Source organism: Flavobacterium branchiicola (assembly GCF_018383905.1).
In the GTDB taxonomy this organism is placed as follows: Bacteria; Bacteroidota; Bacteroidia; order Flavobacteriales; family Flavobacteriaceae; genus Flavobacterium; species Flavobacterium branchiicola.
Map to the genome: position 1 here is coordinate 674,621 of NZ_JAGYWA010000002.1, position 13,028 is coordinate 687,648.

Consider the following 13,028-nt stretch of genomic DNA (forward strand, 5'->3'; position numbering starts at 1 on the left):
GTTTTAATTTCCTTTTAGTAAATTGATACTAACAGTAGCGATGTCAGCATCCGGAAATCGTTTAAAGACAGTTTGGTCAGGAAATAATCCGGCTTCTGCGGCAACTTTATTAAATACATCAATTTCCACAATATACTGATCAGAAAAACCATGTGTGGCATCATAAGCTGTTGCTGGTGTCTTTCCTAAATTATCAGCAGTAAGTTTTGGATCAATCGTATGCAATTCAATCAAAAGCAAGCCAAATTTGCGTACATAAGGCGACCATTTTTGTAAATGTTCAAGTAAGTTATCCTCTACCAGATTGTTACTGATTCTTTTCCCCCGGTAAGCAAATGCACCGGTAGAAGTACTAATTCTGTCTTTATTAATATGCTTTGGATCTTCCCAGATTCGGTTATGATCTAAAAATGTTCTTACGTTGAGTAAGTCTTTTAAATCAATATTATAGTTTTCCTTCAAATCATCCGAAAGCGTGTCCGGACGACCAATATCACCCCAAATAACTTTTGCCCAAATGTCGGCTTTTATTAAATTTGCTCTGGTTACTTTAAGCGCAGCCTGATTATAATCGGCACCGACTAAAAATAAGGGATATTCATCGAGCATTTTTCCTCTCAAAGTTTGTCTGTCAATTACTTCAAAAATATGTTGCAAAAAAGCGCCATTTCCACAACCCATATCCAAGATTCCTTTTGGTTGTTCTTCAATTGGTAAATTAAAAAGTTTTACGATAATCTCATCTACTACTTTAAAATAAGTGTCGTGAGCACCGCCGCTTCCCCAAACATTCATTTCGCGGTCAACATGTATTTCGTTTTCGCCATCAGCAATCATTCTTAGAACTGCCGCATCGCCAAAAATTAAATCTTTAATTTTGGCAAAAGTCGGTAAATAAGAAACCGTAACACCATAAGCGCTGGCTCTTTTGGCAAAAAATAAACCTGTTTCTGTAAATTGATAATTCCCTTTTTTTTCCAGAAACCACCCGAGATGCACAAAAAAGTCTAATATTTTTTTGAAATTCTCTGGAGATTTATGAAACTCTTCAGGTCTGAAAGAAGTCTCCATAAAATATTTATGAAACATGCCGTTCATCGCCAGACGTACAATTGTTGGCCCAATCAGGTAACCTTCTATATGTTTTAAAATCTGATGCTGAATCTCGTTTGTCAGACCATCATCAGAAGATTCAATGCCGTAGTTTTTTTTATATTTTTCAAAAATTGCATTGAGTTTTTCAAATGGGGCATCATCAAAAATACGCGGATGAAACTGGGTAGAAAATTGCAGTAAATCAACCACATCTTCATAAAGATGAAACAACGAGAAAGCTGTTTCTGTCTTTTCATTTACAGTAATCGTAATTTCCTGCGCACTGTTATCGACTTCATAATCTAAAAAGCCCTGAGAAGCTAAAATTCTCAGTCCGACATTTAGATAACCTTCATTTGCTTTAAAAACAGTAACAAGTTCGGTTAGTTGCACTTGTTTTTTGTTCAGGATAAACTCTAAAACTGCATTTTTTTTAAGGGCAATTGCTACGGGAGCCACTGCTAAACCGTCAAGATGTCTGAAAATGAAACTTCGGAGTTCTGCTGTATTGGTCATAGTAATAGAATGAAATTTGTTGAGAATAATAATTTTTTCTAATTCAGGACATGTTGATTTTGATGCATTGATTACGAAGATTTCCTTTTAAAATTTAAAAGCAGCAATAGCTAAAAATCTTTGGTTATTATAAAGATAATTTATTTTCATTACATATTGATTTTTAATATTAGACAGCTTTTAAGATTAGAAAACAATATGCGGCTGGATATATTAATGCGATTTTAAGCAACTTTAGTCCAAAATTGCACGAAATATTTTATACATTTGTAATTGTAATGAAATGGATATCGACAATATTATTAGTATATATTCTGGCGCTTCTTGTAGTGCCATGCAGTGATGTATATAATAGTTGTACAGATAATAATTCAAAACTTCAGGAGGCTAGTCACAGCCATAGTCAGGATAATGACGATCATTGTACCCCTTTTTGCCAATGTTCATGCTGCAGTGTTTCTGTGGTAAAATTCCAGTTTAAATTACCTGATTTTAATCTTCCCCAACAAACTTATACCGTTAAAAATTCGGTTATCAGAGATTGTCAGGTTGTTTCCAGATACTCAGGAAGTATTTGGCAGCCGCCTAAGTTTTTCGCTTAATTTTCTTTTGAATTATGTTGTAATTCAGATTGTGATTTTTCTTTTTTGAGAATCACTATTATCATGCTGTAAAATAAGTTTTACGGTTATATAATCTGTAAACATACTTCTGAGTTTTCATCGGTCTTTGGTGAAACAAACTATTTTCTAAGCGTTAAATAATAAAATACATTGTGTTAGATAATATAATCAAATTCAGTATAAAGAACAAAATCGTTATTGGTATAATGACTTTGCTTCTTATAATTTGGGGTGTCTGGAGCGCTACCAAATTACCTATCGATGCCGTACCTGACATCACAAACAATCAGGTTCAGATATTTACAAGTTGTCCGACACTTGCAGGACAGGAAGTCGAACAGTTGGTAACTTTTCCCATTGAACAAAGTATTGCCACGGTTCCCAAAATTCAGGAAATCAGAAGTATTTCGCGATTTGGATTATCGGTAATAACGGTAGTTTTTGACGATGATACAGACATTTATTTTGCCAGACAGTTAATTAATGAAAGGCTGAAAGAGGCTCAGGATCAAATTCCTCAGGGCGCAGGAACACCAAAAATGGCGCCTGTTAGTACAGGACTTGGAGAAGTGTATCAGTATATTATTCACCCTAAAAAAGGCAGCAAGAATAAATACAATGCAAAAGATCTTCGTACGATGCAGGACTGGATTGTTGCCAGACAATTGTACGGAACACCCGGAATTGCTGAGGTAAACAGTTTTGGAGGGGAATTAAAACAATATGAAGTTGCTGTAAATCCAGACAGATTAAAAGCAATGGGTGTGAGTATTCCGGATATTTTTACAGCATTACAAAAAAACAATCAAAATACAGGTGGTGCTTATATTGATAAGAAACCAAATGCTTATTTCATTAGAGGAATCGGTCTTGTTACTTCATTAGATGATGTAAAAAAGATTGTGGTTAAGAATACCGGCGCAGCACCAATTTATGTAAGTGATGTAGCCGAAGTACGATTTGGTAAAGCCGTTAGATACGGAGCTTTAACGTATAACGGAGAAGTAGATGCCGTTGGTGGTGTTGTCCTGATGTTAAAAGGTGAAAACAGTAATGAAGTCGTGAAACGCATCAAAGAGAAACTGCCAACGATTCAGAAATCACTTCCTGATGATGTTACAATTGAACCCTTTCTGGATCGTACCGATTTGGTTGGAAGAGCCATAAGCACGGTGGAGAAAAACCTTGTTGAAGGAGCTTTGATTGTAATTTTTGTATTGGTCTTATTTTTAGGAAATCTGCGTGCCGGTTTAATAGTTGCCTCAGCCATTCCGCTTGCGATGCTTTTTGCACTGGCAATGATGAATGTTTTTGGAGTAAGTGCCAATTTAATGTCTCTTGGAGCAATTGATTTTGGACTTATTGTAGATGGAGCTGTAATTGTTGTAGAAGCCACGCTACATCATTTGGGTGCACGAAAAGCAATACGAAGTCTTACGCAGGATGAAATGGATGAAGAAGTTTTCCAATCTGCATCAAAAATACGTACAAGTGCTGCATTTGGAGAAATTATTATATTAATTGTATATATTCCAATTCTGACTCTTGTTGGTGTTGAGGGTAAAATGTTCCGTCCGATGGCGCAGACTGTAGGTTTTGCCATTTTTGGAGCTTTGATTTTATCACTAACGTATATTCCGATGATGTGTGCTTTATTTTTATCTAAAAAGCCAAATCACAAAGAGAATTTTAGTGACAGAATGATGCAGAAGCTTCAGAATATTTATCAGCCGTTGCTTCAAAAAGTGATTCATATTAAATATGCTGTGGTTGGTTTTACAAGTTTTTTATTTGTGATTGCTATTGTTTGTTTTACCAGAATGGGCGGGGAGTTTATTCCGCAACTTCAGGAAGGTGATTACGCGTTTCACTGTATTCTTCCGCAGGGAAGTTCACTGAATCAGAGTATAGAAACCTCAATGCAGGCATCCCGAATTATCAAACAATTTGATGAGGTTAAAATGGTAGTTGGAAAAACCGGAGCTGCCGAAGTTCCAACAGACCCAATGCCTCCAGAAGCGACCGATTTAATGGTGGTTTTAAAACCTCAGAAAGAATGGAAATCAGGAAGGGATTATAACGAACTCGCTGATGCTATTATGGAAAAACTGGAAGTTATTCCGGGCGTTTTCTTCGAAAAGAATCAACCCATTCAGATGCGTTTTAATGAGCTTATGACTGGGATTAGACAGGATGTTGCCGTAAAAATATTTGGTGAAAATCTGGATACACTGTCCAAGTATGCAAAAGAAGTAAGTGAAGTAATCCAGAGTGTTCCCGGCGCAACTTCGCCACAAATAGAAAGAGTAAGCGGTTTGCCACAGATCAATATTGAATACGACAGAACCCGAATTGCCAATTACGGACTTACTATAGAAGATGTAAATGATGTTGTAAGCACCGCTTTTGCAGGAAAAAGTACCGGACAAGTGTATGAAAATGAAAGACGTTTTGATCTGGTTGTTCGTTTAGACAGTATTCACAGAAGCGGAATTGATGATGTAAGCAATCTAATGATTCCGACTAATACAGGAAACCAGATTCCGCTTTCTCAGGTAGCCAGCATCAATTATAAATTAGGACCGGCACAAATAAGCAGGGAAGCAGGAAAACGTCGAATTGTGGTAGGATTTAATGTCGCAGGACGCGATGTTCAAAGTGTTGTTGAGGATATACAGAAGAAGTTGGCTGAAAAGGTAAAATTGCCACCGGGATATTATTTTACATATGGAGGTCAGTTTGAAAATCTTCAGGAAGCAAGTGCCCGTTTAATGGTTGCTGTTCCGGTATCACTACTTTTGATTTTTGCTTTGCTGTATTTTACCTTCCGTTCTTTCAAACAGGCGATTTTGATATTTACTGCAATTCCTATGAGTGCTATTGGTGGTATTTTTGCCTTAATGCTTCGCGGAATGCCATTTAGTATTAGTGCCGGAATTGGTTTTATTGCTTTGTTTGGTGTTGCCGTTTTAAATGGAATCGTTTTAATAGGAACCTTTAACCAACTTGAAAAAGAAGGTATGAGCAATATTTTTGAACGAGTAAAAGAAGGAACAATTACCAGACTTCGTCCCGTGTTAATGACAGCAACTGTAGCTTCTTTAGGATTTTTGCCAATGGCAATTAGCAGCAGTGCAGGAGCTGAGGTACAAAAACCTTTGGCAACCGTAGTAATTGGAGGATTAATTACAGCAACTTTCCTTACCTTGTTTGTACTGCCTTTGCTGTATATTATTTTTAATTCGAAATTCAATTTTAAAGGAAGTTTTAAAATGGGAAATACAACAGCTATAATTCTACTTTGCTTAGCAGGTTTAGGATCTGCAAATGCGCAGGAAAGAATTTCAATGGACAAAGCGATCGAAACAGCTTTGAAAAACAATCAGCAATTGGGAGTAAATGAAGCTGAAATACGAACTGCCGGACTGAATGTAAAAACTGCTGTTGATATTCCTAAAACAGGAATATTTGCAGAGAATGAAGATTATCGTCCGTCGGATAATACCGGAATATTAAAAATTGGTATATCGCAAGCTGTTGCGTGGCCGGGTTTATATGCAGCACGAAAAGACTATTTTAATGAGCAGCTTAAATATGCAGAGTTAAATACAGGACTTTTAAATGCAACTATCAAAAGAGATGTGCGTACGGCATATTATAAACTTTGGTATCTGCAGGACAAGCAATTATTATACAAGCGTCTGGACAGTATTTATACTTTACTTTTAAAGACGACAGAAGTTCGCCTAAAAGCGGGCGACATTGCGGCGCTTGACCGAATTGCGGCTGATGCCAAACTTCAGGAATTAAATGCTTTTTCTGATCAGAATAAAAAAGATATGGTTGTTCAGCAGCAACAATTAATGATGCTTTTAAATCAGAACGAATGGTTGCTTCCTTTAGAAACTCCCTTAGGGAAAGCTGATGTAGTCTTATCTGAAAGCAATGGAATTCACCCGCTGCTGGTGCTTCAGGAACAAAATGTAAAAATTGCAACTTCTAATGTTTCTGTTCAGAAAAACAGTAATATGCCGGAGTTTTCAGGAAGAGTTTTCAGTCAAAGATTATGGGGAGCAAATGATCCTTATACCGGTTTTTCGGCAACGACTTCCTTCCCATTATTTGGCGCTGGTTATGCTCGTAATAAAGTAAAAGCGGCTTCGGCAGAGAAAGAAGTACAGGAAAAAAATCTGGCGTATCAAACGCAGCAGATGAAGACCCAAAAAGCGTCGTCTGTTGCAGAGATAGAAAAGAACCTTTCTTTACTGAATTACTATGAAACTACCGGATTGAAACAGGCAGAAGAAATTATAAAAGCTTCTACATTAAGTTATAAAGCAGGAGAAATCAGTTTTGCAGAATTAGGGCAATTTCTGAGTCAGGCGGTTGGAATACGCCAGAATTATCTGGATATTCTAAATCAGTACAATCAATCGGCTGTTCAGTTTAATTACTTTAATAATAAATAATTAAAGTGTTGGTAGGAATAGAGTAAAATAGCTTTATTCAACAAAAAAATCTAATTTGATCTGCTAAAATTTGCTAAATCTGCGCGAAATACTTTTTGCACAAAGATTTTTTCACGCAGATTTATACAGATTAAAGCAGATTTAAATCTAAGCTGTTGGTAGAATTGAAAAAAAATCATCCAATAGGTTAAATAGTATAAAATATAAGATTTCTGTTTAAAGACAGATTTCATTGGATAATTTAAAAAAAAGCATACATGAAAGTCAACATTAAAATTCTGGTTGCTGCTACGGCAATCTTTTCATTGATAAGTTGCGGACAAAAAAGCAATGAGAGTGAGGGGGCAACAAAAGAAGCAGAAAAGTCTGAATCTGCAAACGAAGAGAACCACGAGGAAGCCGCTGCTACAATTGCTACTTTAACGCAAGAGCAGTTAAAATCTGTGGGGATTACTCTCGGGCCTATCGAGAATAAAAATCTTACCGCTTCTATTAAAGTGAATGGAGCTTTACGAGTTCCGAACAACAACAAAGCAAATGCAACATCATTATATGGCGGAGTTGTTAAAACACTAAAGGTGCAATTGGGCGATTATGTTCGTAAAGGACAGGTGATTGCTACGATCGAAAATCCACAGTTTATACAATTGCAGGAAGAATATCTTACGATTGGAAGTAAGATTACATTGGCAGATCAGGAATTGAGACGTCAGAAAGAACTACAGGAAGGTAATGCAGGAGCTTTAAAAAACTTGCAGAGTGCAACTGCCGAAATGAATGCGCTTCGTGCGCGTAAAGCATCTTTGCAGAAGCAAATTCAGCTCATGGGAATCAATCCCGCTGGAATTAATTCATCCAGTTTAAGATCGGCATTAACAGTTACGAGTCCGGTTAGCGGAACAGTAAGCAGCGAGTTTGCTAAAATAGGAAGTTATGTAGATGTTTCTTCTCCTGTAGTAGAGATTGTAGATAATAGTCTGATTCATCTTGATCTTCAGGTTTTTGAAAAAGATCTTCCGATGGTAAAAGTTGGACAAGTAGTAAATTTCACTTTGACCAACAATCCTACAACTTCTTATACAGCTAAAGTATTTAATATTGGATCTTCATTCGAAAATGAAAGCAAAACAGTTGCAGTGCATTGTACGGTAACAGGAAATAAAACCGGATTGATTGACGGAATGAATATTACGGCAATGATAAGTATTGGAAATGCTCTTACGGCTGCTGTACCAAATGATGCAATCGCAGAAGCTGATGGCAAGTATTACATTTTTGCCCAAACTGATAAAAAACCGGAGGCAGAACATGAACATGAAGCTGAGTCGGGAGAAAAACATGATGAAGCGGAAGAAAAGAAAATAGCTGCCAATAGTGTGAATTTCGAAAAAATTGAAGTTTCAAAAGGAGTTTCAGAACTTGGATATACGGCGGTTACGCCTGTTAAAGAAATACCTGCGGGAACTAAAATTGTGACCAAAGGAACTTTTTTTGTCAATGCAAAACTTAGTAATTCAGGAGAGCACGAACATTAATATTGTATGTTGAATTAAATGTAATAATAAAGCCTGACAAAAGTTTAATTTGTCAGGCTTTTTGTTTTTAAAATAAAGAGCCTGGTAGTATAATTAGTATAAAATGAAAATAAGGCTCTTTTTCTACAGAATTATACTTTGCGTAACCGGAAATAATAAAGATATTGTAAGTATATTTTTACTTGTTAGGCAGGTTTCATTTTTACAGCCTTATTTAGACCTTTTCTTTTCTAATTCCTATTTCACACATTATTTGACAATTGGTATGCGGTTTTTTGTGATTATCTGATACTGTGGATAGAAAGATTAAATGTTGACAGAAAAATAATAAGCTTATATGAAAAAGTGTATTAAAAATAAATTATTTTTGTTAGTGAAAATTACACTTAAACAATTTAAATCACTGAATGAAAAAAATTATCCATCATTTCGGAGTAGAGTTGGATTGGGTTGAGCCATTTGCCTCGGCCCTTGAAGGTAAAGTTGAAGGTAATTTTATTATGGTACCAGATCATATACATACCGGACAACGATACTTTTTGAACTTAGGTTTTGGTATATCTGCGTTGTATTTAGATGTTGTATATACTTCAGAAATTCTCTTTAGAATGGAGAATAAAACAGACGATTTTCTGGGGCTTTATTATAATCTTACCGAAGGAGATGCTATTTTAATGGCAGATGATGTTGAGAATCCTATAGGAAGATGGAATTATAATCTGGGTATTATAGACAGTACTTTAAGTTCAGATTATATTGTTAAAGCCGGAACTGAAAGTTTTGCTCTTTGTATTTTTATGAAAAAAGACACTATAAAGGAATATTTTCAAAATAATCCTTCCTTAAAAGACCATGCCGATGAAATCCTGAATCCAAAACTGAATACAATTATTAAATTTACAAGGATGAGTATCGATAGCTACAATCTTTTGATGAATTTAAGAAATCAGGAAGTAGGCGGGATGGCATTTGATCTTTATCTGAGAGGTACAGTTCAAAATCTGATTGCAGAGTATATTGAGAAAATGACATTTGAAGAGATTGTCATTGATAAAATCAATGATGATGATTTAAGGTTTATTATAAAGTCTCAGTCTTATTTAGTAGACAATGTAGACCAATTATTTCCAAGCATTGAATTTCTGGCGCAGCAGATAAATATGTCAGAATCCAAATATAAAAAGCTGTTTAAGAAGATTACCGGAATGACTCCAAATTCCTTCTTTTTAACCAATAAACTCTTAAAAGCTAAACGACTTTTACAGGAAAGGCAACTTAATATTGCTCAGATTTCAGATACTTTAAGTTTTACCAACAGCTCTTATTTTGCGGCAAAATTTAAAGAGTTTTTCGGAATGTCACCAAAAGATTTTGTAAAACAATTGGAATAATGAAAGAGATTCGTCATACATACACGCTGGATGCTGAATGGATGCACAATCAACTTGAGCAGTTAGGAGAAGGTGCAGAAATAATTGACGATAAAATAGTGACTATGCCGGAACTGGCAGAAGGAGGTCTTTTTTTTACGCAGGTGGCTCCTGGTTTTTCAGTTGTTCTCTTAGATTTAGTATTCAATCAGCAAGTTTCGGTAAGACGACTTAAATCAGACAATGGTTTATACATCATACATTATGATTTTAGCGATGAAGTAAATCTTATTTATGTTGATGGTGTAAAACATCAGATAGGATACAAAGCTAATCTGGGATTGGGCGTTATTGATCATGCAATAGAAAATGTTTTCAGGCCTGTAATTGGCGAGCGTATTTTTGCCTTACGCTTATTAGTCACGAAAGAACTTTTGAAAAAATCAATTACAGATCAAAAAATATTTGATGCTACTAAACGTAAAATAAAAAGCGATAAAAAAACACTTTATTTTTATGACCATATCGACAGCCGAAGCAAGGTTATTATACATGGAATAAAAAATAAATCTTTTTTAGATCCCGCATTCGAAATCTATTTGCAGGGAGTTAGTTTAAGATTGCTGTCAAAATTCATCAACAGATATTCTAATTTGGCCCCAATGCTTCATCATATACCGGATAAAGAGGTTGAAGCCTTAAATCTGACTATGCAATTTTTACTGAATAATTTATTTACATCATTTCCGGGAGTCGATTTTTTGGCAGAAATGGCCGGAATGTCGGTAACAAAATACAAATCATTATTCAAGAAAATGTTTGTTGCGACGCCAAGCTATTTTTTTACAAGACAAAAAATGATTTTGGCAAATGAGCTTCTTAAAAGCGAAAATTTTGATCAGATATCTGATATTTCCCGTAAACTTAATTACCCTAAAGTAAATAAGTTCTCCTTGATTTATTACCAGCAATTTGGAAGGAAACCAGTTGAAGATTTTTTGAAAGCAAGCTATTAAAATCACAACTACACTTCATTTTTTTATTCTGCAAAAACACTTTATTTGCAAAAAAACAATGCGCTATTATTCCTGTATCTTACTTCTATGAAGTCCACATTTCAGGAAAAACTACACTAGAAATTTTACACAATAAACATCCGGCTTTGTCAGCGTCTGTTGATGCGAGATACTTCGTTTATCGCTATCGACCGGGCTTTCCTCTACTGAAATAATGAGTTGTGTTAAACTCTAAATCGCTAAAAATGAGATGTATTTAGTGCTTCTGATTGATGTTTTAAGTACTGTTTAAAATGTCTTATACTGATATTTATTTGACTTATTTAGGTTAAAACAATCTGTCTATTTGCATAGTGATAATTTATTAAAACTATGAGGCTGAAATGGCCTTTGTAATAAAGCTTTAAAATTTAGGTAAAGCCTTATTGAATAATTAGAAGAATGATAAATATTAGCCATACGTATTCCTTGACATCAGTCTGGTTAGAGGATCTTGCAAAACAATTGGGAACAGAAGTAACAGATGATAAACTTTTAGTTGTTCCGGAAGAAATAGCAGAAGGCGGTTTCTTCTTTTCTACAGTTGCCCCCGGGCTTTCAGTAGTGCTATTAGACTTAACGTTTAAAGATGTTACTTTTTTAAAAAGACTAAAATCAGATAACGATTTGTACATAATTCATTATGATTTTAGTGACGAAATGAATTTGATTCATATTGAAGGCATTAAACATAAAATTGGATACAAAGCCAATCTTGGACTTGGGGTTTTTGATAATGCGATAGAAAATATTTTTCAGCCTGCTATTGGAGAGCGGGTTTTTGCGATGCGTCTTATTGTGAGTAAGGAACTTTTAAGAACCTCTATAATAAGCGCTGAGTTAGAAGGAGAACGTAAGCGTAAGATAAAAACGGACCAAAACACCCTGTATTTTTATGATCATATTGATAGTAACAGCAAATTAATCATGCATGCTATTAAAAATAAATCATTTCTGGATCCTGCATTTGAGATTTATTTACAAGGTGTGAGTTTAAGATTACTGGCAAAGTTTATTAATCGCTATTCTAACCTTACTCCAATGCTGCATCATATATCAGAAAAAGAGGTTAATGCCTTAAATCAGGCCAAGGAATATCTGATGAATAATCTATTTGATGTATTTCCAGGAGTATTGTTTTTGGCAGATATAGCTGGAATGTCTGTAACGAAATTTAAAATACTGTTTAAAAAAATGTTTGTATGTACTCCAAAGAACTTTTTTTTAAGGGAAAAAATGATTTTGGCTAATGAACTTCTGAGAAGCGAAAACTTTAGTAAGTTATCTGATATTGCCCGTGAATTGAATTTTTCAAAAGTAAGTTTATTTTCTTCCGTATACTTTCAGCAATACGGAAATAAACCTGTGGATGATTTTGTTAAGTCAGAGTATTAAAATGGAAATAAAACATTAGATAGTTGAGGTTTATTTTTAATAAAGAGTCCTAAAATTAAATAACAATGGAATTAAGTGTAAAAAAGATAAGTACAGTTATAAAAAGTCTATTACCAAAAAGCATGATAAATGATATAGGCATGTCTTCAAAAGCTATATTAGAAACAAATCGAAGCCTGAGTTTTAAACTTAACGATTCTTTTATAACAGATTACAGAGATGAGATTGCAGCATCCAGAATTTATGATGAGCGAAGTCGTATTGCTCTTGAAGCTTCGGCCACGGGAATCTGGGACTGGGATGTAACTACAAATGTGGTGTATTATTCTGCAGAAGCATTAAAAATACTCGGATTGAATTCTAAGGATGTGTTTGATAAATTAGAACTTTGGGACAGAGCGTTGCATCCGGAAGATCTTAAAAAGTATTATTGGACTATAGATAATCATCTGGACGGAAAGACATCTTTTATTGAAAATCAGCATCGCGTTCTAACTTCTGACGGTAAATACAAATGGATTTTAACCAGAGGTAAGGTTATAAAACGTGACACAAACGGAAAAGCACTAAGAGTGGCCGGAACACATACTGATATTTATTTTCAAAAAGAAAGACAATTCGATTTGATTAAAAAAGTACATTATTTACTTTAAAAAGAAGAAGAAGTTAGTGAACAATTTTATTGGTGCTGTTTTTAAGTGCAATAAAATTGTTTTTTAGACTTGTTAGGATTTGCTTTTAATTCTAACAAGATAAGTTTGTTTTTACTTTATTTTTTGGAATTAGTCTGGAGATTATTTGAACAACTGAGTTCGAATTTTTTTCAGACTTTTTTTATTAATGGAACTGTTTTAAGCGAAAATAAAATTAGCATGATTTATTGATTAGAAAGACGTATTTCGCTTTTTTTATATTTTCTGTAAGAAATTTACTTTTATAATTTACCAAAATTACTTCCTCACTCCTGTGA

Annotated in this window: 8 protein-coding genes; 7 read left to right on the plus strand and 1 reads right to left on the minus strand. The window is 34.7% G+C overall.

What is annotated here, in order from left to right; translation table 11 throughout:
* Window positions 1-3 precede the first annotated feature (3 nt).
* A complete protein-coding gene (locus KHA98_RS06430) occupies window positions 4-1,611 on the minus strand; it encodes a class I SAM-dependent methyltransferase (RefSeq protein WP_213256435.1) in 1,608 nt (535 codons plus the stop codon).
* 245 nt (window positions 1,612-1,856) lie between these two features.
* Here KHA98_RS06430 and KHA98_RS06435 point away from each other — a divergent pair, with 245 nt between their 5' ends.
* The 7 genes from KHA98_RS06435 to KHA98_RS06465 all read left to right on the plus strand — a co-directional run bounded on the left by KHA98_RS06435 (window position 1,857) and on the right by KHA98_RS06465 (window position 12,711).
* Window positions 1,857-2,213 (plus strand): DUF6660 family protein, encoded by a 357-nt coding sequence (locus tag KHA98_RS06435; protein WP_213256437.1) that lies wholly within the window; start codon window positions 1,857-1,859, stop codon window positions 2,211-2,213.
* 173 nt (window positions 2,214-2,386) lie between these two features.
* On the plus strand, window positions 2,387-6,703 hold the full coding sequence (locus tag KHA98_RS06440; RefSeq protein ID WP_213256439.1) for a CusA/CzcA family heavy metal efflux RND transporter: 4,317 nt from the start codon (window positions 2,387-2,389) through the stop codon (window positions 6,701-6,703).
* A gap of 257 nt (window positions 6,704-6,960) precedes the next feature.
* Window positions 6,961-8,238 (plus strand): efflux RND transporter periplasmic adaptor subunit, encoded by a 1,278-nt coding sequence (locus tag KHA98_RS06445; RefSeq protein ID WP_213256441.1) that lies wholly within the window; start codon window positions 6,961-6,963, stop codon window positions 8,236-8,238.
* A 407-nt stretch (window positions 8,239-8,645) separates the two neighbouring features.
* Window positions 8,646-9,629 carry a helix-turn-helix transcriptional regulator gene (locus KHA98_RS06450; protein WP_213256443.1) on the plus strand — a complete coding sequence of 328 codons (984 nt, stop codon included), beginning with the start codon at window positions 8,646-8,648 and terminating at the stop codon, window positions 9,627-9,629.
* Window positions 9,629-10,624: a helix-turn-helix transcriptional regulator gene (locus KHA98_RS06455; protein ID WP_213256444.1), complete on the plus strand. Its 996-nt coding sequence runs from the start codon at window positions 9,629-9,631 to the stop codon at window positions 10,622-10,624. The genes KHA98_RS06450 and KHA98_RS06455 overlap by 1 nt, the downstream gene beginning before the upstream one ends.
* A gap of 441 nt (window positions 10,625-11,065) precedes the next feature.
* A complete protein-coding gene (locus KHA98_RS06460; RefSeq protein WP_213256446.1) occupies window positions 11,066-12,058 on the plus strand; it encodes a helix-turn-helix domain-containing protein in 993 nt (330 codons plus the stop codon).
* A 65-nt stretch (window positions 12,059-12,123) separates the two neighbouring features.
* Entirely contained in the window at window positions 12,124-12,711 is a 588-nt protein-coding gene (locus KHA98_RS06465) for a PAS domain-containing protein (protein WP_213256448.1), read from the plus strand.
* Window positions 12,712-13,028 lie beyond the last annotated feature (317 nt).